This window comes from Pseudacidovorax sp. DMC4 (assembly GCF_056314265.1).
Genome location: NZ_JBQUYR010000003.1, coordinates 91,422 through 115,131 on the forward strand (window position 1 = coordinate 91,422; position 23,710 = coordinate 115,131).

Below are 23,710 nucleotides of genomic sequence, written 5' to 3' on the forward strand. Positions count from 1 at the left end.
AGCAGATGCGAAAATTCTCCCATGATCGCCGAGCGCAACGTCCCCCTTCAACCCCACAACAGCTTCGGCATCGTCGCCCGCGCGCAGCAACTCGTCCGCATCCGCAGCGAGGACGACATCGCCGAGGTGCTGGCCCGCGAGGACTGGCGCGAGATGCCCAAGTTCGTCCTCGGTGGCGGCAGCAACATCGTCATCACCGGCGACGTCAAGCCACTGGTGCTCAAGGTCGAGATCCCCGGTCGCCGCGTGGTCGAAGACACGCCGAAGGGCTGCATCGTCGAGATCGGCGCCGGCGAGCTGTGGCACGACACGGTGCGCTGGACGCTGGAGCAGGGCTGCCCGGGCCTGGAGAACATGGCCATGATCCCGGGCACCGTGGGCGGCGCCCCGGTGCAGAACATCGGCGCCTACGGCGTCGAACTGCAGGACCGCTTCGAGTCGCTCGACGGCATCGACCTGGAAACTGGCCGCCGCTTCACCCTCGACGCGGCCCAGTGCGCCTTCGGCTACCGCGATTCGGTGTTCAAGCATCCGCCGGGGAGCGGCCCCAACGACTTCGGCCTGGCCGGCCGCGCGTTCATCACACGGGTGCGGCTGCGCCTGCCGCGGCCCTGGAAGCCGGAGCTGGGTTATCTGGACCTGGCGCGCAAGGCGGCCGAGAGCGGCATCGACGAGCCCACGCCCATGCAGGTCTTCAACTGGGTCTGCGCCATCCGTCAGGCCAAGCTGCCGGACTGGCGCGTGCTGGGCAATGCCGGGAGCTTCTTCAAGAACCCGACGGTCACGCCGGAGCAGTGCGCGGACATCATCGCCCGCGAGCCGCGCATCGTTCACTACCCCATGCCCGACGGCACGGTGAAGCTGGCGGCGGGCTGGCTGATCGACGCGTGCGGCTGGAAGGGCAAGTCGGTGGGCAATGCCGGCGTCTACGAAAAGCAGGCGCTGGTGCTGGTCAACCGCGGGGGAAACACGCACCCCGCCACCGGTGGCGAGGTGATGACGCTGGCCAAGGCCATCCAGACCAGCGTCTACGAGCGCTTCGGCATCCGGCTGGAGCCGGAGCCGGTCGTCGTCTGAACGCGCGTTCAGCCGAAATGGCAGATGTAGCTGTAGGGTTCGCCGCTCACGCGGATCTCGAACTTGGCGTTGCCGGGGATGCTGAATTTCTCGCCGGCGGCGGAGCGCTTCCAGTCGCTTTCGCCGTCGAGGCGGTATTCGCAGCTGCCGGCGGTGCATTCCATGATCTCGGGCGCGCCGGTGCTGAAGGTCAGCGAAGACGGCAGGATCACCCCGACGGTGCACTTGCGGCCATCGGCCAGCGTCACGCCGTGCGAGACGCACTTGCCGTCGAAATACACATTGGCCGAGGTGGCGACGGACACGCCGTCGAGGGTCTTCTGGATGCTCATGGACTGCAGCGATGAGGAGGATGGAACAGGGCCGCGGATTCTAGGGGCCGGTCGGTCGCGCACCGGCGCAGCCCTGCCGGGCTCGCTCACCAGCGCCGGTGCCAGCCGCGCGAGTAGCCGAAGTTGAGCGACAGGCCCACCGGCGGGTAAACATAAGGCGACGGGTAGGCATAGACCGGCGCAGCCACCGGGGCGGGGTAATAGACGGGCGCCGGGTACGTGGTCGTGTAGACGGGATAGCCGGGCGCCACGACGGCCTGGGGCGCGGCAACGGGCATCGGTGCATTCGACACCACGACCCCGGGCTCCGGGGCCACCTGCTCCCAAGGGGCGCGGGTGGCGTAGGTGTTGCCGGCAGGAGGCGGAACCTGGCCCGTCTGCATGCTCGGCTGCGGCGTCACCGGGTAGGTGCTGACGCCCAGGTCGCTCACCTGCAGGCCGATGGTCTGGCCGGGCGGCGTGTCGGTGCGGGTGGTGTAGGTGCGGCCGTTGTACTCGTAGCGCACGCTGTAGCTGGTGCGGCCGTTCTCGACGACCGGGGTGCTCGAGAGCACGCGGCCCTCGGCGTACTGGGGTTGGCTCTGGGCGAAGGTCGGGGCGGCGAGGCTGCCGAGCACGGCCAAGGCCAGGGCGCCGAGCGATGGACGGGGGAAGGTCATGGACATCTCCTGCGTGTGAGAGGCGGCGGACGCGCCGCAACCTCGATTGGACGCCACCCGTTGCGGCGGGTTCAATCCCTCAATGGCCGATGCGGGCCTTCCAGGTGTCGGCATCGAAACCAACGGTAACCGCGCCACCCGGCCATTCGACGACCGGGCGCTTCACCAGACTGGGGTTGGCGCGCAGGGCGGCGGCGGCCGAATCGGCGTCGACCACCGCCTGGCGCGCGCTTTCGTCCAGTTGCCGCCAGGTGGTGCCGCGGCGGTTGACCAGCGGCTCCCAGCCGAGGGCCGCCAGCCAGCGGGCGAGGGCCGTCTCGGGCACGCCCTGCTTCTTGAAGTCGTGGAAGGTGTAGGCCTGGCCCTGGCTGTCGAGCCAGGTGCGGGCGCGCTTGACGGTGTCGCAGTTGGGGATGCCGTAGACGTCGATCATGGGGCGCGATGATGCCTCAGCCGTTGGCGGCCCGTGGCGCGCGGCGCGCCCCCTGCCGCGGCGCGGCGAGCGCCGTCCCGGGGCATCTCCCGTCGCTTGGCCGGTCATTGGTTCGGGGCCGGGGAGCGCGTCAGAGGGCTCGGCGACAATGCCGCCCTCCTATGAAGACCCTCGCCGACTGGCTCGCCTACGCCGAGCAACTGCATGCCAAGAACATCGCCCTCGGGCTGGACCGGGTCCAGGCCGTGGCACGGCGCATGGGCCTCGCGCTGACCTGCCCTGTCATCACCGTGGCCGGCACCAACGGCAAGGGATCCACCTGCGCCATGCTGGAGGCCATCCTGGCCCAGGCCGGCTACCGCACCGGCGTCTACACCTCGCCGCACCTGGTCCATTTCGAGGAGCGCCTGCGCATCGGCGGGCAATCGGTCGAGGGCGAGGCGCTGCTGCCGCATTTCGACGCCGTCGAGACCGCGCGCACGGCCGGCGGCGAAGCCGTTGCGCTGACGTATTTCGAGTTCACCACCCTCGCCATCCTGTCGTGCATGGCAGCCTCGGGCCTCGATGCCGCGATCCTCGAGGTCGGCCTGGGCGGCCGGCTCGACGCCGTCAACATCATCGATGCCGACTGCGCCGTGATCACCAGCGTGGACATCGACCACATCGAATTCCTCGGCACCGACCGTGAAAGCATCGGCACGGAAAAAGCCGGCATCCTGCGCGCGGGCCGGCCCGCCATCGTGAGCGATCCGATGCCGCCGCGCAGCGTGGTGGCCCGCGCCGAGGACCTGGGCGCCGACCTGTGGCTCTCCGGCCGCGATTTCACCGTCAGCGGCGACAAGCAGCAGTGGGCCTGGTCGGGCCGTGGGCGCCGCTATGCGGGCCTGGCCTATCCGGCGTTGCGCGGCGCCAACCAACTGATCAATGCGGCGGGCGTGCTGGCGGCGCTGGAGGCCCTGCGCCCGCGGCTGCCGGTGTCGGCCCAGGCCATCCGCCAGGGCTTTGCCACCGTCGAGCTGCCGGGCCGCTTCCAGATCGTGCCCGGCCAGCCGGCGCTGGTGCTGGACGTGGCCCACAACCCGCATTCGGCGGCGGCCTTGGCCGAGAACCTGGACGCGATGGGCTTCTTTCCGGTCACGCATGCCGTCTTCGGCGCCATGGCAGACAAGGACTTGGCGCCCATCTTCGAACGCCTGGGCCCCCTGGTGGATCGCTGGTACTTTACGGACTTGCCCACGCCGCGCGCCGCGCGGGCCGCGGACCTGATGCGCATGTGGACGGCGCTGAACCGCCGCACGGACGCCAGTGCCTCCCTGCACGCCGACCCCATGGCGGCCCTCTCCGCGGCCACGGCGGCGGCAGACCCGGCTGATAGAATCGTCGTCTTTGGTTCTTTCTTCACCGTCGGCGGTGTTCTCGCGCACGGTGTGCCCCGGCTGACAGCCCGGCATCTGCAGCCGGGTACCTGAATTCGGTCGCTGCGGCGCTATTCGCCCTTCGTCCGCCAGACAGCCGCTCCGCTCGGGGATTCGACGTCCACATGGCTTTCTTCAAGCTTCGATCCAAAGGTTCCCCGGGCAAGGAAGGCCGCGGCAACGTCTCGGCCGCACCGGCCGAAAGCGTCGAATCGCTGCGCCGCCGCGCGCGACACCGCCTCGTCGGCGCCGCCGTGCTGGTGCTACTCGGCGTGATCGGCTTTCCCCTCCTGTTCGACACCCAGCCGCGGCCCGTGGCCGTCGACATTCCCATCGAAATGCCGGACCGGGCCAAGGTCAAGCCGCTGGCACAGGCGGAGGCGCCGGCGGCCGACACCTCGCGCAGCGCTTCCGGCGGCATCGCCTTGCCGCCGCCCGCCAATGGTGTGATCACGGAACGCGCCGATGGCAGTGAGGTGGCGGTGGCGCCCCCTGCCGCGGTACCGGAGCCGCGCCGCGAGGCCGTTGCCAGTTCCGAACCGGCCAAGAGCGAGGCACCGCGCACGGAGCCAGCGCGTGTCGACGCCAAGCCTGAACCGGCCAAGACGCCGGTGACCAAGTCCGAGGCCCCCAAGACCGAAGCCAAGAGCGAGGTCGCCAAGGCCGAGCCCTCGAAGCCCGAGCCCGCCAAGCCAGCCTCGCCGGCGCCGGCGCCGGGCCGCGACGACGGCGCCCGCGCCCGCGCCCTGCTCGAAGGCAAGGCCCCGCAGCAGCAGGTCGTGGCGCAGGCACAGCCCGCGGCCGCAGCACCCGCCGAGGTCGCCGGACGCTTTGTGGTCCAGGTGGGCGCCTTCGCCGACGCCGCCAAGGCCCAGGAAACGCGCCAGAAGCTGGAGCGTGCCGGTCTCAAGACGTACACCCATGTGGCGAAGACGCCCCAGGGCGAGCGCACCCGGGTGCGGGTCGGGCCCTTTTCCTCGCGTGCCGACGCCGACAAGGCCGCCGCCCGCATCAAGGCGCTGGCCCTGCCGGCTGCCGTGCTCACACTCTGATCGCGCTGCGCCATGGCGCTCTTCGACTGGATCGCCGTGATGCTGATCGCGGTGTCGATGCTGATGGGCCTGTGGCGCGGGCTGGTTTATGAAGTGCTGTCGCTGGCGGGGTGGGTCGCGGCCTTCCTGTGTGCGCAGTGGCTGGCGGGCAGTCTGGCTGCGGTCTTGCCTTTCGGTGAACCGGAGGCACCTTGGCGTTACGGGGTGGCGTTTGCGCTCATCTTCATCGTCGTCGCCTTCGTGGGCGGCGCCATTGCGTCGATGACGCGCCGCCTGATCACCGTGGCCGGGCTGCGGCCGGTGGATCGGTCGCTCGGCGCACTATTCGGCGCCGCCCGCGCAGCCGTGGCGCTGCTGGCGATCGCCGTGGTGGTTCATGTGATGGCCTGGCACGACCAGGCCTGGTGGCGCGAGTCGGCCGGCGCGCCCTTCATCGATGCGGCATTGCAGGGTCTCAAGCCCGCGCTGCCGCAGAAACTGGCCAGCTACCTTCCGTAGTTCAGGAAATCAAGGATCTCCCATGTGTGGAATCGTCGGCGTTTTCAGCAACGCGCCCGTCAACCAACTGCTCTATGACGCCATGCTGCTGCTGCAGCACCGCGGCCAGGACGCCGCCGGCATCGTGACGATGCTGGAGCGCAAGTTCTTCATGCACAAGGCCAAGGGCATGGTGCGCGACGTGTTCCGCACCCGCAACATGCGCGCGCTGCCGGGCACCACGGGCCTGGGCCAGGTGCGCTATCCGACGGCGGGCAATGCCTACAGCGAGGAAGAGGCCCAGCCCTTCTACGTCAACGCGCCCTTCGGCATCGTGCTGGTGCACAACGGCAACCTCACCAACGCGCATGCGCTGCGGGCCGAGTTGTTCTCGACCGACCATCGCCATACCAACACCGAGAGCGATTCCGAGGTGCTGCTCAACGTGCTGGCGCACGAGATCGAGCGCGCCACGCGCGGCATCCCCCTGCACATCCAGGACATCTTCACGGCCGTCGAGGCGGTGCACCGTCGGCTGCGCGGCTCCTACGCCGTCATCTCGATGATCGCCGGCCACGGCCTGCTGGTCTTCCGCGACCCGTACGGCATCCGCCCGCTGTGCCTCGGCCGCAATGCTGACGGCGGCGTGATGGTGGCCAGCGAATCGGTGGCGCTGGAAGGCTCGGGCTTCACCTTCGAGCGCGATGTGCTGCCGGGCGAGGCCGTCTTCATCGACCTGCAAGGCCAGGTGCATGCGCGCCAGTGCGCGCCCAACGCCAGCCTGCATCCCTGCATCTTCGAGTTCGTCTACCTGGCGCGGCCCGATTCCACGCTGGACGGCATCTCCGTCTATCAGGCCCGCCTGAACCTGGGCGAGACGCTGGCGCAGCGCGTGGTCTCGACCGTGCCGCCGAGCGAGATCGACGTGATCGTGCCGATTCCCGAGTCCAGCCGCCCGAGCGCCACGCAGCTCGCGCACCTGCTGGGCGTGCCGTACCGCGAGGGTTTCGTCAAGAACCGCTACGTGGGCCGCACCTTCATCATGCCGGGCCAGGCGGTGCGCAAGAAATCGGTGCGCCAGAAGCTCAACGTGATCGCCAGCGAGTTCAAGGACCGCAACGTGCTGCTGGTGGACGATTCCATCGTGCGCGGCACCACCAGCCGCGAGATCGTTCAGATGGCGCGCGACGCCGGCGCCCGCAAGGTCTACATGGCCAGCGCCGCGCCGCCGGTGCGCTTTCCCAACGTCTACGGCATCGACATGCCGACGAAGGACGAGCTGGTGGCCCACGGCCGCACCATCGAGGAGATCCGCCAGATCATCGGCTGCGACGCCCTGATCTACCAGGACGTGGACGCCATGAAGCGCGCCGTGATGAAGGCCGCGCCCAAGACGCCCGGCGCCGTGCCGCTGGGCGGTTTCGAGGCCTCCTGCTTCGACGGCGTGTATGTCACCGGCGACATCGACACCGAGGCCATCACGCGCATGAACGGCAACCGTCCGCGCATCGAGGAGACCGACATCGATTCCTCGCGCCTGACCCTGCCCAACCACACCGAATGACCATGAGCCCGCAAGAACGCGACCTGCCGGCCGGCCTGCATCCCGAGACCGAGGCCGTGCGCCGCGCCACGGCGCGCAGCCAGTACGGCGAGAACTCCGAAGCGCTGTACCTGACGAGCGGCTACGTCCAGCCGTCGGCAGAGTCCGCCGCCCGCCGCTTCGCCGGCGATGAGGAAGGCTTCACCTACGGCCGCTACGGCAACCCGACGGTCGCCAGCTTCGAGCAGCGCCTGGCCGCGCTCGAGGGCGCCGAGGCCTGCATGTCCACCGCCTCGGGCATGTCGGCCATCCTGATGATGTGCATGGGCCTGCTCAAGGCCGGCGACCACGTGGTGTGCTCGCAGTCGATGTTCGGCTCCACCATCAAGCTGATCGGCTCGGACCTGGCCAAGTTTGGCGTCGAGTCGAGCTTCGTGCCGCAGACCGACATCGCGGCCTGGAAGGCCGCCGTGCGGCCAGGTACCACGCGGCTGCTCTTCGCCGAGACGCCCACCAATCCGCTGACGGAGGTGTGCGACATCGCCGCCCTGGCAGATCTGGCGCACGAGAACGGCGCGCTGATGGCGGTGGACAACTGCTTCGCCACGCCGGCGTTGCAGCGGCCCATGGCCATGGGCGCCGACATCGTCATGCACTCCGGCACCAAGTATCTCGACGGCCAGGGCCGCGTGATGGCCGGCGCGCTGTGCGCCAGCCAGAAGATGGTCACGGAGAAGTTCCTGCCGGTGCTCAAGAGTGCCGGCATGACGCTCGCGCCCTTCAACGCCTGGGTGGTGCTCAAGGGCCTGGAGACGCTGGACATCCGCATGAAGGCGCAGGCCGCCAAGGCGCTGGCGTTGGCGCGCTGGCTGGAGGCGCATCCCGGCGTCGGGCGCGTGTACTACCCTGGCCTTGCCAGCCATCCGCAGCATGAACTGGCCATGGCGCAGCAATCGGGCAGCGGCGGGGCGGTGCTGTCCTTTGACGTGAAGGCTTCCGACCCTGAGCAGGCTCGCCGCCGCGCCTTCCATGTGCTGGACGCGATGCAGTGGCTGTCGCTGGCCACCAATCTGGGCGACACCAAGACCATGTGCGCGCACCCGGCCAGCACCTCGCACGGTCGCCTGACCGAGGCGCAGCGCCAGGCTGCTGGCGTGGGCCAGGGCCTGATTCGCGTGGCCGTGGGCCTCGAACACACCGACGATGTCGCCGCGGACCTCGACCGCGGCCTGAGCTCCCTTCCCGCATGACGAACGCACGCACCCGGACCCGCTTCGCCCCGTCGCCGACGGGCTTCATCCACCTGGGCAACATCCGCTCGGCCTTGTACCCCTGGGCCTTCGCCCGCTCCACTGGCGGCGACTTCATCCTGCGCATCGAGGACACCGACCTCGAGCGCTCGACCCAGGCCGCCGTCGACGTGATCATCGAAGGCATGGCCTGGCTGGGCCTGGACCATGATGAAGGTCCCTTCTATCAGATGCAGCGCATGGACCGCTACAAGGCGGTGTTGGCGGAGATGCAGGCCCAGAGCCTGGTCTATCCCTGCTACATGAGCGTGGCGGAGCTCGACGCTCTGCGCGAGCGCCAGATGGCCGCCAAGGAAAAGCCGCGCTACGACGGCACCTGGCGGCCCGAGCCCGGCAAGACGCTGCCGGCAGTCCCCGAGGGCGTGCAACCGGTGCTGCGCTTCAAGAACCCCGTCGGCGGCGTCGTCGCCTGGGACGACAAGGTCAAGGGCCGCATCGAGATCCGCAACGACGAGCTGGACGACCTGGTCATCGCCCGGCCCGACGGCACGCCCACGTACAACTTCTGCGTGGTTGTCGACGACATCGACATGGCCATCACCCACGTCATCCGCGGCGACGACCACGTCAACAACACGCCGCGGCAGATCAACATCTTCCGCGCGCTCGGCAAGGCGCCGCCGGTCTACGCCCACCTGCCCACCGTGCTGAACGAGCAGGGTGAGAAGATGAGCAAGCGCAACGGCGCCAAGCCGGTGACGCAGTACCGCGACGAGGGCTACCTCCCTGACGCCATGGTCAACTACCTGGCCCGTCTGGGCTGGAGCCATGGCGACGACGAGATCTTCAGCCGCGCGCAGTTCCTGGAATGGTTCGACCTGGACCACCTGGGCCGCAGCGCCGCCCAGTTCGACGAGGCCAAGCTGCGCTGGGTGAATGCCCAGCACCTCAAGGCCATGGCCGACGACCAGCTCGCGCCGCTGGTGGCAGCCCAGCTTGCCAAGCGCGGCATCACGGCGGACGAGCGCCTGCCAGCCATCTGCGGCCTGTTCAAGGATCGCTGCGACACCACCGTGGCACTGGCCGACTGGAGCGCGGCTTTCTACGCGCCCGTCACCGCCAGCGAGGCGGACCGCGCGCAGCACATCACCGACGCTGTGCGGCCGGCGATCACTTCGCTGGCCGAGAAGTTGGCCGGAGTGGCGGCCTGGGACAAGCCCTCCATCACCGCGGCGATCAAGGAAGTGCTGGCCCAGCACGGCCTCAAGATGCCCGCCCTGGCCATGCCCGTGCGCGTGCTGGTGATGGGCACGCCGCAGACGCCTTCACTCGACGCCGTGCTCGCGCTTTTTTCTCCGGACACCGTGCAAGAAAGATTGCGCAACGCGTAAAAACCTGCATATAATGCAAGGCTCGACACCTGACAGGGTCGACGTCAAAAGCGTCGGTCGAAACGGGGGTATAGCTCAGCTGGGAGAGCGCTTGCATGGCATGCAAGAGGTCATCGGTTCGATCCCGTTTACCTCCACCATCAAGGTGTCGTCGTAGAGAGTCGCAAGACTTTCGTCCAAGGTTTTGACCCTATCGTCTAGAGGCCTAGGACATCACCCTTTCACGGTGAGTACCGGGGTTCGAATCCCCGTAGGGTCGCCAAGTTCGTAGCACTTGGCTCTGTCAGCAGAGCGCAAAGCTGCCTGCCAGGAGTGGTAGTTCAGTTGGTTAGAATACCGGCCTGTCACGCCGGGGGTCGCGGGTTCGAGTCCCGTCCACTCCGCCAGATTCCAGTTCGCAGGCGCAAGCCTTCGATCTCAAGGTCTCGGTGAAAGCCAAGATCAGTGGGGGTATAGCTCAGCTGGGAGAGCGCTTGCATGGCATGCAAGAGGTCATCGGTTCGATCCCGTTTACCTCCACCACTTCAAACCAGTCCAGGTTTTGACCCTATCGTCTAGAGGCCTAGGACATCACCCTTTCACGGTGAGTACCGGGGTTCGAATCCCCGTAGGGTCGCCAAGTTCGTAGCGCTTGGCTCTGTCTACAGAGCGCAATGCTGCCTGCCAGGAGTGGTAGTTCAGTTGGTTAGAATACCGGCCTGTCACGCCGGGGGTCGCGGGTTCGAGTCCCGTCCACTCCGCCAGTCATCCAAAGCCCTTGCCGTTCTGCAGCAAGGGCTTTTTCTTTGGGCCCTGCGCAGTGCACTGCAGGGGCCTTGCCGCCGTTCAAAGCCTCAATGCCTGCGCATACCCCGTCATTTCGAGGTAGCCGCGGCCGACGCGGCGACCGGTCGTGTCGAGCAGATCGCTCAGGCCTTCCCAGTAAATGGCGCCGGTCGAGGCGCGACTGTCCAGTTCCTGGTCGTCGACCAGGGCGCGGACCTCGAAGCGGCCGGCGGGTGTATAGACCTGGCACTGCACCGGGTAGCGTGCCCGCGAGAGCGGGCTCGTCCAGAACCGAAGCGGCTCGAATCGCACGTCCTTGTCTTCGAAGGCCTGCGCTTGCCCGCCCGCCGGCCGCCACGAGCCGCCCGCCCAGAGCGCGCTGCCGTCCGCACGGCGCAGGCGGAAGGCCGTGAGGGCGCTTCCGTCGTCCAGGTTCATGCCGATCCAGTCCCAGCCTACCGCTTGCGGGTGCAGCAGCGCCTCGCTCCATTCGTGGTCGAGCCAGGCCCGTCCCTCCACCCGCAGGGGTGCTTGTCCTTTGACGGCGATGCGACCTTGCACCGCCAGTTGCGGCTGGCTGTAGTAGTAGCTGGCTTGCGCCGCCTCGGGGCCCTTGCGCGAAAGGCCGGCCTTCCCCTGCAACAACACGGCCTGGGTGGGTTGCAGGCGCAGGGAGAGGCCGAAATCGGCGCCCGGCGCCTCGGCGGCATAGGCACCGCTGTCGGCATTGCGCACCAGCGACCAGTCACGCAGCCGCACGTGCGTGTCGTCCTCGGCAGCCTCGGCGATGCCGAAGCCGGCACGGGCGATGCGCTGGTCATGGTGCAGCTTGCCCGCCTGCAGGTCGGTCAGCGCGGCATGGGCGAACAGCAGTTGCCGTGCCGCGAACGCCGACCGCAGAGACTGCGTGCCGTCCACCCGCGAGCGGAAGAAGGTGAGTTGAAAGCCGTAGCGTGCGCCTTGCGGCGACTCGGCATGGCCCGTGGCGTACCACCATTCCGTGCGCAGTCCGGGATGGCTGCCGTGGTCACGGGGAAAGTGCAGGGCGCGCGCAGGCAGCGCCCAGGACGAAGGCAATGGCAGGAGCCCGCCAGCCAGCAGGGCCAACACGCGTCGCCGGGTGGCGGTCCGGCCGGCGAGCAGCGGACTCAAGGGCACAAAAGGCATCGGTGGATGATCGCCGATGGCGCCCGCCCGCGGCAGAAGCGGGGTAGCACCATCCTCTCACCGGAGGCGTGGGACGGTGAGTGCGCGCGGCACGGGCCTGCCGAGCGCATCGGCGGTGGCCCGCTTCGAGTCCCTCAGCCGTGCAGCGCCGCTTCGATGCCCCGGACAGCCTCGGCGCAGTCGCCGAACCGGTCGTCGACCCAGCGCCCGTCATGGTAGGTCGCAAGGTAGCGCTCGCCCGAGTCGCACAGCAGCGACAGCACCGAGCCGCTGCGGCCCTGCTCGCGCATCTCGTGCGCCAGCGCCAGCATGCCGACGAAGTTGGTGCCCGTCGACGGGCCCACCTTGCGGCCCAGCAGATTGGACAGCACCCGCATGCCCGCGATGGAGGCGACGTCGGGCATCGGGATCATGCGATCCACGACGCTGGGGATGAAGCTCGGCTCCACGCGTGGACGGCCGATGCCCTCGATGCGCGAGCCGGCGCCTTCGCAGTCCCAGTCGCCCGTGGCGTGGAACTCGGCGAAGGCGGAGCCTTCGGGGTCGACCACCGCCAACTGTGTCGCATGCCCGCGAAAGCGCACGTAGCGGCCGATGGTCGCGCTGGTACCGCCCGTGCCGGCGCCCACCACGATCCAGGCCGGCACGGGATGCCGCTCCTGCGCCATCTGCTGGAACATGCTGTCCGCGATGTTGTTGTTGCCCCGCCAGTCGGTGGCCCGTTCCGCATAGGTGAACTGGTCCATGTAGTGGCCGCCGCATTCATGGGCCAGGTCTTCCGCCGCGTCGTAGACCTCCCACGCGTGGTCCACGAAGTGGCAGCGGCCGCCGTAGAAGGCGATCTGCGCCACCTTCTCGGCCGAGGTACTGCGCGGCATCACGGCCACGAAGGGCAGACCCAGCAACCGGGCGAAGTAGGCCTCGCTCACGGCCGTCGAGCCGCTGGAGGCCTCGATCACCGTGGTGCCTTCGCGCACCCAGCCGTTGACCAGCGCGTGCAGGAAGAGCGAGCGCGCGAGCCGGTGCTTGAGGCTGCCGGTCGGGTGGGTGGATTCGTCCTTCAGGTAGAGGTCGATGCCGGCTGCCTCGAAGGCGGGCAGCGGCAGGGGAATGAGGTGGGTGTCGGCGCTGCGCTGGTAATCGGCTTCGATGCGGCGCATCGCGTTGTTCAGCCAGGCACGCGCGCTGTCTTGCGAGAACTGACTCATTTCGCAGGCGGCTGGCAGAAGGCCTGGAAACCTTCGAGGGTGTTGGGGAAGCCCTTGTCCCGGGCCAGCTCCCAGGGCCGCTCGCAGCGCTGGACGGCCTGGCACCACAGGTAGCCGGCCGATATCTTGCAGCTTTGCGGGCCCTCGGTGGCGCCGTTGCCGTCTGCGCCGACGATGCGCGGTGGCGGGGGCGCGAGAGGGATGGCGTCGACGGGCCGCGGGCCGTCCGCCGGCGCCGCACAGGCGCCGAGAAGAAGCGCGGCTGTGCCTGCCAGCGCGAGAAGGCGTACGCGCATCGGCTCAGCCCACTTCCGCGATCAGCTCGATCTCGACGCAGGCGCCCATCGGGATCTGCGCCACGCCGAAGGCGCTGCGGGCATGGGCGCCGCGTTCGCCGAAGACCGCGGCGAAGAGTTCGCTGGCGCCGTTGGTCACCAGGTGCTGCTCGGTGAAGGTGGGGGCCGAGTTGACCAGGCTCATCACCTTGACGATGCGGCGCACGCGCTCCAGGTCGCCCACGGCGGCCTGGAGGGTGCCCAGCAGGTCGATCGCGATGGCGCGGGCGGCCTGCTTGCCTTCGTCGGTGCCCATGTCCACGCCCAGCTGGCCCACCCAGGGCTTGCCGTCCTTCTTGGCGATGTGGCCGGACAGGAACACGAGGTTGCCGGTCTGCACGAAGGGCACGTAGGCGGCGGCGGGAACGGCGACGGGCGGCAGTTCGATGCCGAGTTGCTTGAGCGTGTCTTGGATGGACATGGAGGACTCCGGGATTCGGGATGGAGAAAGACGGGGCGCGGCCGGGACGGGCGCCGTCGCCGGCAGGGTTGCCCGCCGTCGGGCGGCAGGCGCAGGGTCAGCGATTGTCCGGCATGGGCGCGGGCCGGCCGCCGTCGCGGTCCTCGGCACCGGCCGCGGCAGGCGCGATCGAGGAAGCAGCAACGGCCGACGTCGCGGCCACGTCCTGTGCCAGCGCCGCCGCAAGGCCTTCGCGCCGGGCGGCCGGCAGTTCGTCGAAGGGTTGCACGGTGACGCCCACGTCCAGGACATGGCGGGCACCGCCGTGCAGCACGCCGCGCATGGGTGAGACGTCGGCGAAGTCGCGGCCCACGGCCAGCACCACATAGTCCGGGCCGGGCTGGCGGCCGTTGGTGGGGTCGAAGCCGGCCCAGTCGCCCAGGCCGGAGGCCGGATGCTGCGCATCGGCGCCGGCGCCGGGCAGGTAGACCTCCACCCAGGCGTGCGAGGCGTCCGCGCCCACCAGCCGCGGCTGGCCCGGCGGCGGTTGCGTCAACAGGTAGCCGCTCACATAGCGCGCGGGCAGGCCCAGCGCGCGGCAGCAGGCGATCATGATGTGGGCGAAGTCCTGGCAGACGCCGCGGCGCTGCGCCAGCGCCTGCACGGCCGGCGTGTTGATCTCGGTGCTGCCGCTGGCGTATTCGAAGTCGCGGTGGATGCGCAGCGTGAGCTCCATGGCTGCCTCGAACAGCGGCCGGCCCGGCGGGAAGCTGGCCCGCGCATAGGCGGCGAAGTCGTCGTGCGGCGGCACGTGGCGCGACGGAAAGACGAAGTCGGAGGCCGCATCGTCATGCTGGCCCGCCCGGTAGCGGAAGCGCTCGCGCACCACGTCCCAGGCCAGGCGTGTGTCGGCCTGCGGCGAAAGCGCCGGTTGCGCCGTGCGCACCAGGCTTTCCGCAGTGACCACCAGCTGGTCGTGCGTGGACTCGAGGGCGAAGAAGGTGCGGCGGTTGCCGTAGATGTCGTCCGATTCGCTGCGGTGCACGGGCGCAGGGGAGATGGCCAGGCGATGGTCCAGCACGGCCTGGCAGCCCAGGTCGCGTGGGCGCAGGTGCGCCATGTGCTGGGCCGTCTCGACGGCGGGCGCGTAGTCGTAGCGGGTCTCGTGGGTGACGTGCAGCAGCATGGTCAGACGCCCACCGAGCGCACGGTCTCGAAGGTGAGGGTGAAGTAGCGCACGCCGATGGCGTCCGACACGTGGTAGGCCGCCGTCTCGCAGCGTGCGAGCGTCTGCATCAGCGTGCCGTAGCGGCCGTCGGGGCCGGGGTCGCACAGAAGCTCCAGCGACCAGTCGTCCGGATTGGGCAATTCGTACGACAGCGCCGTGAGCCGGTCGGGCGCGCTGCCGGCCAGCTTCGCCAGGCGCTTGCGTAGCGTGTGCGTGACCCAGGCCAGTGAGCGCGGGTTGTCGCCGTCCTGCACGAGCAGATCGACCAGCGAGGCCACGTCGCGCCGCTGCTGGTAGCGGGCATGGAAGGTGATGGTGCTGTCGAACAGGCCCACCAACGCCTCGAAGCCGCTGGCCTCGTGCACGGTGCCGTGCTCGAAGCCCGCGGCCAGCGCGCTGGCCAGGAAGGCCAGCCGCTCGATGTGACGGCCGATGGACAGCAGCCTCCAGGCGTCGTCGCGCGTCATGCGGTCGGTCTGGGCACCGGTGATGGCGGCAAGTGCGGCGCTCGTGGCCTCCAGCGTGCGCAGCGTGGCGCCCACGGCATAGCGGCCTTCGCCGCTCTCGCCGGCCTGCTCCTGGAAGCGGCGCACGAGGTCGGCCTCGGCGCGCACGATGTGATTCCAGTGCTCCTGCGACAGGCGCTCGCGCACGGCCTGCGCCGCCTCGCGCAGGCAGCGCAGGTTGAAGCCCACGCTGCGGCCGTTCTGCGCCTGACCAAGTTCGGCGATCAGCGCGCGCTCGAACAGGCGCCGGCTGTGCGCGGCGCGGGCGCCTTCGTGCTGGCGTGCCAGGCCGGGCACCTCGCGCGGCACCAGGGCGTTGCGCAGGGCCATCTCATGCAGCCAGGCCACGAGCGGGCGGGAGAACTGGTCCTCGCCGCTCAGGTTCTCGAGCGTGAGCCGGGCCAGGCGCAGCGTGTTCTCGGCCCGCTCGGTGTAGCGGCCCAGCCAGTACATGTTCTCGGCCGCGCGGCTGGTGACTGGCGCGCGGTGGCGCTGCAGCGAAGCCGGCGTGCTCTGCGGCGCCAGGCGGGTGCTGCGGTCCACCTCGCCCTCGGTCTGCACCCACACGTCGGCGCTGCTGCCACCGCGTTGCATCGAGGCGATCTGCGCATCCTGCCCGGCCAGTCGGGCCAGACCGCCGGGCAGCACGCGCCAGCTCTGCGGCCCGTCGTTGACGGCAAAGACGCGCAGCATCACCGCCTTGGGCGCGATGCGGCCAGGCCCCAGGTCCTGCGCCCAGGTGGGCATCTGGGACAGCGGGAGGTAGCTCTGCACCGTGTGGGCGTCGCTCTGGCGGATGATGCGGCCGGCCCATTCGTCCAGCGCGCGCTGGTCCAGCTGGGTGCCGAGCACGGCCTCGAAGCTGGGATGGATGGTCGAGCCCGGATAGGTAGGCTTGACGGCGCATTCGGCCAGGCGGGGCAGGGCGGCTTCCATGGCCGCGCGCTCGCCGCACCACCAGGTGGGCAGGGCCGGCAGGGCCAGTTCCTCGCCCAGCAGGCGTCGCGACAGCGCCGGCAGAAAGCCCAGCAGGGCGGGCGATTCGAGGAAGGCCGAGCCCGGCATGTTGGCGATCAGCAGGTTGCCGGCGCGGATCACCTGCAGCAGGCCGGGCACGCCCAGGGTGGAGTCGGGCCGCAGCTCCAGCGGATCGAGGAAGGGATCGTCCAGCCGCTTGATCAGGCCGTGCACCGGGCGAAGGCCCTGCAGCGTCTTGAGATACAGGCGCTCGTCGCGCACGGTGAGGTCGTTGCCCTCCACCAGCGTCACGCCCAGGTAGCGCGCCAGATAGGCGTGCTCGAAGTAGGTTTCGTTGTACGGCCCTGGCGTCAGCAGGGCGATGTGCGGCGGCGAGCCGGCCGGGCACATGCGCTGCAGGCCGTCCATCATGGCCGTGTAGGTGGCGGCCAGGCGCTGCACCTGCAGCGACTCGAAGGCCTGTGGAAACTGCCGCGACACGGCCAGCCGGTTCTCCAGCAGGTAGCCCAGACCCGAGGGCGCCTGGGTGCGCTGGGAGACGACCCACCAGTTGCCGTCCGGCCCGCGCGCCAGGTCGAAGGCGGCGATGCGCAGCCACGTGTCGCCGGGCGGCTTCACGCCGTGCATCTGGCGCAGATAGCCGGGATGGCCGCGCACCAGGGCGGCGGGCAGCAGGCCTTCCTGCAGCAGGGCCTGCGGGCCGTACACGTCGGCCATCACGCGGTCGAGGATGCGCACGCGTTGCAGCACGCCGGTCTCGATCTGCGCCCAGCTGCCGGGTGGCACGATCAGCGGGAAGAGGTCCAGCGACCAGGGCCGCTGCGGCCCGTCGGTGTCCGCATAGACGTTGTAGGTGACGCCGTTGTCGCGGATCTGGCGTTCCAGGCTCAGGGCCCGGCGCGGCAGGTCGGCGAAACCTTCGGGGCCCAGTTCCTCGAAGAATTGCGTCCAGGCCGGCGTCAGCGTGCCGGCGGCTTCGTCCGGGGGCGTGGGCGCTTCGTCGGCCTCATCGGCGACGGGCTCTGCGGTGGCCAGGGCAAGCGCGGGGGCAGCGGTGGAAACCGGGCCGGCCGGCGGCACAGCCGGCCGCTGCGGGCTCGTGCGGCCACGCAGTTCGTCGAAGTGGCCCGGCTCCGCCGCGGGCGCCAAGGCGGCCGCGAAGGCGGCTGGTGTTTCCAGCCCCTGGGCGTCGAAGAGAGAGTCGTTCAGCGGATCCACAGCCGGCGGATTGTCACATCGGATTCACAGAGGACCGGCGGGCGCCCGAGGGCGGCCCGCTGACCGTGATCGATTGCACGACGGCCCGGCGTGGCGCAGAGCCGCGGCGCACGCCAGGGGCGGCCGCACCGGCCGCCCGCGGGCCAGGCCGCGGCCCCGGCGATCACCGCCGCAGGTCCAGCGTGAACGGGAACTCGCGGCTGCCCACCACCTCGATGTTGGCCGGCGGCGTGCGCAGCATGCCGGGCGTGTGGCCCATGCGCGAGAAGCGCGCCAGGCGCCGGCTTTCGGCCTCGTAGGCATTGACCGGGAAGGTGGTGTAGTTGCGTCCGCCCGGGTGGGCGACGTGGTACTGGCAGCCACCCAGCGAGCGCTTCATCCAGGTGTCGACGATGTCGAAGGTCAGCGGCGCATGCGGATGGATGGTCGGGTGCAGCGACGAAGGCGGGTTCCAGGCCTTGTAGCGCACGCCGGCCACGTACTCGCCGGCCACGCCGGTGGGCTGCAGCGGCAGCACCTTGCCATTGACCGTGACGGCATAGCGGCTCTGGTTGAGGCCGGTGACGCGCACCTCCACCCGCTCCAGCGAGGAATCGACATAGCGCACGGTGCCGCCGGGCGCGCCCTGTTCGCCCATCACGTGCCAGGGCTCCAGCGCGTTGCGCAGCGACAGCTCCACACCCATGGCCTGCACCTCGCCGACCAGCGGGAAGCGGAACTCGAAATGCGGCGCGAACCATTCGGCTTCGAAGGGGAAGCCCGCCTGGCGCATCTCGGCGATCACGTCGTCGAAGTCCATCTTGACGAAGGTCGGCAACAGGAAGCGGTCGTGCAGCTCGGTGCCCCAGCGGGTGGCCGGCGCCTGGTAGGGCGTGTCCCAGAAGCGGGCGATGAGGGCGCGCAGCAGCAGTTGCTGCACGATGCTCATGCGGGCGTGGGGCGGCATCTCGAAGGCGCGCAACTCGAGCAGGCCCAGGCGGCCGGTCGGGCCGTCGGGCGAGTAGAGCTTGTCGATGCAGAACTCGCTGCGGTGCGTGTTGCCGGTGACGTCGATCAGGATGTTGCGCAGCGTGCGGTCCACCAGCCAGGGCGGCATGCCCTGACCGTAGAGCTCGCGGTTGCGCACGATCTCCTTGATGGCGATCTCCAGCTCGTAGAGCTGGTCGTTGCGGGCCTCGTCCACGCGCGGCGCCTGGCTGGTCGGGCCGATGAACATGCCCGAGAACAGGTACGACAGCGAGGGATGGTTGTGCCAGTACAGCACCAGGCTGGCCAGCAGTTCGGGCCGGCGCAGGAAGGGGCTGTCGGCCGGCGTGGCGCCGCCCAGCACGAAGTGGTTGCCGCCGCCGGTGCCGGTGTGGCGGCCGTCGGTCATGAACTTCTCGGCCGTCAGGCGCGTCTGGAAGGCCGCGTCGTAGAGGAACTCGGTGTGCTGCACCAGCTCGCCCCAGTTGTGCGCGGGGTGGATGTTGACCTCGATCACGCCCGGGTCGGGCGTGACCTGCAGCATCTTGAGGCGCGCATCGCGCGGCGGCGGGTAGCCTTCGAGCACGATCTGCATGCCCAGCTCTTGGGCCGTGGCTTCGACCGCGGAGAGCAGGTCGAGGTAGTCCTCCAGGAAGGCCAGGGGCGGCATGAAGACGTAGAGCACGCCCGAGGCCTGGCCCACCTTCTCGGCGGCCGGGCCGTTGGCGCGGCGCGGGTCGCGCGCTTCCACGCACAGGGCCGTGCGCGTGATCCAGTGCGCCGACTCGCCGCGGCTCGGGAAGCGCACGTTGGCGCCGTCCGCCACATGGCGCGCGCTGCCGTCGCCGGGGGCCACGTCCCCGCCGGTGGCACCGGTCGCACTCGGCGGTTGCAGGCGCACCGTGGCACTGGCGCTGCGCGGTGCGCCTTGCACATAGGCAACGTCACCGGCTGCGGCGCCCATGCCACCCTGTCCCCAGGCTTCGGCATAGCGGGCCCGCAGTTCGGCGGCCGGGGGCAGCGCGGCCTGCGGCGCATGCGGATCGCGGTCGATCAGGTAGGGGAAGTCGCCCTTGGCCGCCCAGGGCTGCGAATCCAGCGGCAGGCGGTAGCCCATGGGCGAATCGCCCGGGATCAGGTACATGCGGTCGTCGCGTAGGAACCAGGGGCCGGTCTTCCAGCCGGCACCGGCCAGGGACGGGTTGTCCGTCGCGTTGGAGGAGGGCTCCAGCGGCAGCACGTAGCCGATCACGGCATCGAGCTTCTGCGTGAACACGCGGCGCAGGCGGGCGCGCTCCAGCTCATCATCCAGGTTGGACTCGAAGGGGTCGACGTTGACCGGCAGCCGGCGCTCGCGCCAGAGGTAGTAGTAGACGTCCTCGTAGCCGGCCTGGATGAAGCGCTCCGACAAACCCAGCTTGCCGGCCAAGGTGCGGGTGAAGCGCTCGGCGTCGGCGCTGGTGTAGTGGGCGGGCTTGCGTTCGTCGGCGAAGAGGGCGGGGTTGTGCCAGATCGGCTGGCCGTCGGCGCGCCAGAAGATCGACAGTGCCCAGCGCGGCAACTGCTCGCCTGGGTACCACTTGCCCTGGCCGAAATGCAGGAAGCCGCCGTGGCCGTATTCGGCGCGCAGGCGGTCCACCAGTTCGGTCGCATAGCCGCGCTTGGTGGGGCCGAGGGCGTCGGTGTTCCATTCGGCGGCGTCACGGTCGCTGGTGGCCACGTAGGTGGGCTCGCCGCCCATGGTCAGGCGCACGTCGCCAGCGGCCAGGCGGGCATCGACCGCCTCGCCCAGGGCCAGCACCTCGGCCCACTGGTCGTCGGTGTAGGGCTTGGTGACGCGCGGCGATTCGTAGATGCGGCTGACGACCATCTCGTGGTCGAACTCGACCTCGGCCTCGTCCACCAGGCCCTCGATGGGCGCGGCGCTCGACGGGTTGGGCGTGCAGGCCAGCGGGATGTGGCCTTCGCCGGCCAGCAGGCCGGAGGTGGCGTCCAGGCCAATCCAGCCGGCGCCGGGCAGGTAGACCTCGCACCAGGCATGCAGGTCGGTGAAGTCGACTTCGGTGCCGCTCGGGCCGTCGAGCGACTTGACGTCGGGCGTGAGCTGGATCAGGTAGCCCGACACGAAGCGCGCCGCCAGGCCCATGTGGCGCAGCAACTGCACCAGCAGCCAGCCGGAATCGCGGCAGGAGCCGCTGGCTTTCTCGAGCGTCTCTTCCGGCGTCTGCACGCCGGGCTCCATGCGGATGAGGTACTTGACGTCCTGCTGCACCTGCTGGTTGAGCTGGACCAGGAAGTCGATGGTGCGCTTCTCGCTGCGATCGATCTTCTCGAGGTAGGCCGCCACCAGCGGCGTGGCCGGCTCCGTCACCAGGTAGGGCGCCAGTTCCTCGGCCTGCGCCTTCGAGTACTTGAAGGGCACCGTCTCCGCGTGCGGCTCGAGGAAGAAGTCGAAGGGGTTGTAGACCGCCATCTCGACCACGAGGTCGACCGTGACGGTGAACTCGGTCGTCTTCTTCGGGAAGACCAGCCGCGCCTGGTAGTTGGCGAAGGGATCCTGCTGCCAGTTGATGAAGTGCTCGGCCGGCTCGACGCGCAGCGAGTACGAGATCACGTTGCTGCGACAGTGCGGCGCAGGGCGCAGCCGCACGACCTGCGGGCCCAGTTGGACGGGCCGGTCGTACTTGTAGCGTGTGACGTGGTGGAGGGCGGCGTGGATCGACATGGGACTCGGTGGTTTGGGCTTATTCTGGTGACGGCGCGCGTGCAGCAATGACGGGCCCGAGGGCGCATGCTAGCCGAGAAGCAAGCAAGGACTGCGCCATCGGCCCTCCCCATGCGGCGGGCCCTTCAGGGAGAGAAACAGGCTTGAACACAGGCAGGGTGGCGGTGCACGCACGAGGGTGCCTGCGCGCCGTGACGGGGTCATGGCGGGGCAGGGGATGGCCGGGTCTGATGGCGGGGCTGGCCGGCGCCATCGTCGGCATCGCGCTGCAGCTGCGGCAGCCCGCGCTCTGGCCGGTCGGGCCCTATGCCGTGGCGGCGCTGGTGGGGCTGGCGGCCTGGCTGCTCTCTGGCCTCCTGCCTGTGCAGCGCCATCGCGCCGGCCTGCTGCTGGCGCTGGTGGCCGGCTTGGCGGTGGGATTCGCCCAGACGGGCTGGCGTGCCGTTGATCGCCTGGCCGGGGCGCTGGCGCCGGCCCTCGAAGGCCGCGATCTCATCCTCCAGGGGCGCGTGACGGGCATGCCGCAGCGGCGCGATGGCGGCCTGCGCTTCGAGTTCACGACCGAGGGCGAGGCGCCGCTGCCGGGTCGGCTGATCCTGTTCTGGCCGGACGCCGTCGCGTCGCCCGCGCCGTTGCATGTGGGCGAGGGTTGGCGGTTGCCGGTACGGCTGCGTGCACCGCACGGCACGCTCAATCCGCACGGTTTCGACTACGAGCTCTGGCTGTTCGAGCAGGACATCCAGGCGACCGGCTCGGTACGACCTGCGCCGGCTCCCCTGCGACTGCAGACGCCCTCGTGGTGGGAGTTGCCGCTCGAGCGTGCCCGTGAGGCCGTGCGCGACCGCATCCTCGAACGCACGGGCGGCAGCAGCGCGGGCCGGGTGGTGGCGGCGCTGGTCACCGGCGACCAGTCGGCCATCGCGCCGGCCGACTGGACCGTTTTCCGCCTGACGGGCGTCGCCCACCTGATGAGCATCTCGGGCCTGCACGTGACCATGTTCGCCTGGCTGGCGGCGGCCGTGGTCGGCTGGCTCTGGCGGCTCAGCCCGCGATTGATGCTGCGCTGGCCGGCCCAGCATGCCGGTCTGGCCGGCGGCGTGCTGCTGGCGGCCCTCTACGCGGCCTTCAGCGGCTGGGGGCTGCCTTCGCAGCGCACGGTGTGGATGCTCGCGCTGGCCGTGCTGCTGCGGCTGTCGGCCCGGCGCTGGCCCTGGCCGGTGGCATGGCTGGTGGTCTTCGCGCTGGTGGTGGCCATCGATCCGTGGGGGCTCATGCAGGCGGGCTTCTGGCTCAGCTTCGTCGCGGTCGCCGTGCTGTTCGCCACCGATGCGGGGCCGGCCGTGGGCCCGCAGGGGCGGGGTGCGGCATTGCGGCGCCTGCTGCGCGAGCAGGGCGTGGTGACCGTCGCGCTGGCGCCGTTGGGGCTGATGCTGTTCCAGCAGGTCTCGGTGGTGGGCCTGGCGGCCAACCTCCTCGCGATTCCAGCCGTCACGCTGGTCGTGACCCCGCTGGCCATGGCAGGCATCGCCGTGCCGGCCTGCTGGGATCTGGCGGCACTGGCGGTGGAGGCGCTGCGCAGTGCGTTGGCCTGGGCGGCCACGCTGCCTGGCGCGACCTTCAGTGCGGCCGCACCGCCGCTGTGGGCGGCGGCCGCGGGCGTGCTCGGCGGCATGCTGCTGGTCATGCCCGGCCCCTGGCGCTGGCGGCTGCTCGGCTTGCCGCTGGCGCTGCCGGTGCTGCTGTGGAAGGCCGAGCCCGTGACGCCCGGCGACTTCGAGGTGCTGGCGGCCGACGTGGGGCAGGGCAGTGCGATCGTCGTGCGCACGGCGGGCCATGTGCTGCTGTTCGACGCAGGCCCGCGCTATGGCCCGCGCAGCGATGCCGGCGAGCGGGTGCTGGTGCCGCTGTTGCGCGCCCTGGGCCTGCGGCTGGACCGGCTCCTGCTGAGTCACCGCGACACCGACCACACCGGCGGCGCCGAGTCCGTGCGCGCCGCCCAGCCGGCGGTGGCCGACTTCGGCGCTCCTTGCGCACGCGGCCTGCGCTGGCGCTGGGAAGGCGTCGATTTCGAGGTGCTGCACCCCGCGCCCGAGGCCGCCCAGCCGCTGGCCCAGCGCAATGCCGATTCCTGCGTGCTGCGCATCGACAACGGCCGCGCCAGCGCCCTGCTGACCGGCGACGTCGAGCAGGCGCAGGAACTGCAACTCGTGCAGGAAAGGGGCGACAGTCTTCGCACCGACCTGCTGATCGTGGCCCACCACGGCAGCCGCAGCTCGTCCAGTTTGCCCTGGCTGCGTGCCGTGCGGCCACGCGTGGCCGTCGCCCAGAACGGCTGGCGCAATCCCTTCGGCCACCCGGCGCCCGAGGTGCGGGCACGCTACCTGTCCGAGGGCATCCCCTTCTTCGAATCCGCGCGCTGCGGGGCGGCCCATTGGCGCAGCACCGAGCCGGATGCCGTCCGCTGCGAGCGGGTGCATGCAGCCCTGTACTGGCACCACCGACCGCCGCCGCCCGAAGGTCAAGAATGAAAACTTTTGCGCACGGTGGGGCCGGGAGATGGCCTTGAACTTGCTAAGCTATGGCTC

18 protein-coding genes and 6 tRNA genes are annotated in these 23,710 nt (G+C 70.1%); 14 read left to right on the top strand and 10 right to left on the bottom strand.

Annotated elements, in window-relative coordinates; translation table 11 throughout:
• Positions 1–21: 21 nt before the first annotated feature.
• A complete protein-coding gene (gene murB / locus ACT54X_RS06995; RefSeq protein WP_294370236.1) occupies positions 22–1,077 on the top strand; it encodes a UDP-N-acetylmuramate dehydrogenase in 1,056 nt (351 codons plus the stop codon).
• An 8-nt stretch (positions 1,078–1,085) separates the two neighbouring features.
• Here murB and ppnP read toward each other — a convergent pair whose 3' ends face one another.
• From ppnP to ACT54X_RS07010, 3 genes are all read right to left on the bottom strand, one after another.
• The gene (ppnP, locus tag ACT54X_RS07000; RefSeq protein ID WP_294370233.1) at positions 1,086–1,409 is read right to left on the bottom strand and encodes a pyrimidine/purine nucleoside phosphorylase; all 324 of its coding nucleotides are present in this window, start codon (positions 1,407–1,409) and stop codon (positions 1,086–1,088) included.
• Between the two features lie 86 nt (positions 1,410–1,495).
• Positions 1,496–2,068: a hypothetical protein gene (locus tag ACT54X_RS07005; protein ID WP_294370232.1), complete on the bottom strand. Its 573-nt coding sequence runs from the start codon at positions 2,066–2,068 to the stop codon at positions 1,496–1,498.
• Between the two features lie 79 nt (positions 2,069–2,147).
• A complete protein-coding gene (locus tag ACT54X_RS07010) occupies positions 2,148–2,501 on the bottom strand; it encodes an ArsC family reductase (protein ID WP_294370230.1) in 354 nt (117 codons plus the stop codon).
• Between the two features lie 161 nt (positions 2,502–2,662).
• Between ACT54X_RS07010 and folC the strand changes: the two genes are divergently transcribed.
• The 12 genes from folC (at position 2,663) to ACT54X_RS07070 (ending at position 10,372) form a co-directional block, all read left to right on the top strand.
• Entirely contained in the window at positions 2,663–3,970 is a 1,308-nt protein-coding gene (gene folC, locus ACT54X_RS07015) for a bifunctional tetrahydrofolate synthase/dihydrofolate synthase (protein ID WP_294370227.1), read from the top strand.
• A 71-nt stretch (positions 3,971–4,041) separates the two neighbouring features.
• Entirely contained in the window at positions 4,042–4,968 is a 927-nt protein-coding gene (locus ACT54X_RS07020; protein ID WP_294370226.1) for an SPOR domain-containing protein, read from the top strand.
• A gap of 12 nt (positions 4,969–4,980) precedes the next feature.
• The gene (locus ACT54X_RS07025; RefSeq protein ID WP_294370224.1) at positions 4,981–5,466 is read left to right on the top strand and encodes a CvpA family protein; all 486 of its coding nucleotides are present in this window, start codon (positions 4,981–4,983) and stop codon (positions 5,464–5,466) included.
• Between the two features lie 22 nt (positions 5,467–5,488).
• A complete protein-coding gene (gene purF, locus ACT54X_RS07030) occupies positions 5,489–7,009 on the top strand; it encodes an amidophosphoribosyltransferase (RefSeq protein ID WP_476345723.1) in 1,521 nt (506 codons plus the stop codon).
• Positions 7,010–7,011: 2 nt separating this feature from the next.
• Positions 7,012–8,238: an O-succinylhomoserine sulfhydrylase gene (locus ACT54X_RS07035; RefSeq protein ID WP_476345725.1), complete on the top strand. Its 1,227-nt coding sequence runs from the start codon at positions 7,012–7,014 to the stop codon at positions 8,236–8,238.
• Positions 8,235–9,629 carry a glutamate--tRNA ligase gene (gene gltX / locus ACT54X_RS07040; RefSeq protein ID WP_476345727.1) on the top strand — a complete coding sequence of 465 codons (1,395 nt, stop codon included), beginning with the start codon at positions 8,235–8,237 and terminating at the stop codon, positions 9,627–9,629. Before ACT54X_RS07035 ends, gltX begins: the two co-directional genes overlap by 4 nt.
• 64 nt (positions 9,630–9,693) lie before the next feature.
• Positions 9,694–9,769, top strand: a tRNA-Ala gene (locus ACT54X_RS07045).
• Between the two features lie 46 nt (positions 9,770–9,815).
• A tRNA-Glu gene (locus ACT54X_RS07050) sits at positions 9,816–9,891 on the top strand.
• A gap of 47 nt (positions 9,892–9,938) precedes the next feature.
• Positions 9,939–10,015: transfer RNA gene (locus tag ACT54X_RS07055), tRNA-Asp, on the top strand.
• A 60-nt stretch (positions 10,016–10,075) separates the two neighbouring features.
• Positions 10,076–10,151, top strand: a tRNA-Ala gene (locus ACT54X_RS07060).
• Between the two features lie 21 nt (positions 10,152–10,172).
• Positions 10,173–10,248, top strand: a tRNA-Glu gene (locus ACT54X_RS07065).
• 47 nt (positions 10,249–10,295) lie between these two features.
• A tRNA-Asp gene (locus ACT54X_RS07070) sits at positions 10,296–10,372 on the top strand.
• Positions 10,373–10,454: 82 nt separating this feature from the next.
• Here ACT54X_RS07070 and ACT54X_RS07075 read toward each other — a convergent pair.
• The 7 genes from ACT54X_RS07075 to ACT54X_RS07105 form a co-directional block, all read right to left on the bottom strand.
• The gene (locus ACT54X_RS07075) at positions 10,455–11,561 is read right to left on the bottom strand and encodes a lipocalin-like domain-containing protein (protein ID WP_476345729.1); all 1,107 of its coding nucleotides are present in this window, start codon (positions 11,559–11,561) and stop codon (positions 10,455–10,457) included.
• 134 nt (positions 11,562–11,695) lie between these two features.
• Positions 11,696–12,769, bottom strand: a complete 1,074-nt coding sequence (locus ACT54X_RS07080) for a PLP-dependent cysteine synthase family protein (protein ID WP_476345731.1) — start codon at positions 12,767–12,769, stop codon at positions 11,696–11,698.
• Positions 12,766–13,065, bottom strand: coding sequence for a hypothetical protein (locus ACT54X_RS07085; RefSeq protein WP_294370215.1), 300 nt, complete (start codon positions 13,063–13,065; stop codon positions 12,766–12,768). The genes ACT54X_RS07080 and ACT54X_RS07085 overlap by 4 nt, the downstream gene beginning before the upstream one ends.
• A 4-nt stretch (positions 13,066–13,069) precedes the next feature.
• Positions 13,070–13,525 carry a RidA family protein gene (locus tag ACT54X_RS07090; RefSeq protein WP_294370214.1) on the bottom strand — a complete coding sequence of 152 codons (456 nt, stop codon included), beginning with the start codon at positions 13,523–13,525 and terminating at the stop codon, positions 13,070–13,072.
• Between the two features lie 97 nt (positions 13,526–13,622).
• The gene (locus ACT54X_RS07095; protein WP_476345733.1) at positions 13,623–14,690 is read right to left on the bottom strand and encodes a transglutaminase family protein; all 1,068 of its coding nucleotides are present in this window, start codon (positions 14,688–14,690) and stop codon (positions 13,623–13,625) included.
• A 2-nt stretch (positions 14,691–14,692) separates the two neighbouring features.
• A complete protein-coding gene (locus ACT54X_RS07100; protein WP_476345735.1) occupies positions 14,693–17,434 on the bottom strand; it encodes a circularly permuted type 2 ATP-grasp protein in 2,742 nt (913 codons plus the stop codon).
• Positions 17,435–17,597: 163 nt separating this feature from the next.
• Positions 17,598–21,125 (bottom strand): transglutaminase family protein, encoded by a 3,528-nt coding sequence (locus ACT54X_RS07105; RefSeq protein WP_476345737.1) that lies wholly within the window; start codon positions 21,123–21,125, stop codon positions 17,598–17,600.
• A gap of 230 nt (positions 21,126–21,355) precedes the next feature.
• On the opposite strand from ACT54X_RS07105, the gene ACT54X_RS07110 reads away from it, so the two are divergent.
• Positions 21,356–23,653 carry a DNA internalization-related competence protein ComEC/Rec2 gene (locus tag ACT54X_RS07110; protein ID WP_476345738.1) on the top strand — a complete coding sequence of 766 codons (2,298 nt, stop codon included), beginning with the start codon at positions 21,356–21,358 and terminating at the stop codon, positions 23,651–23,653.
• Positions 23,654–23,710 lie beyond the last annotated feature (57 nt).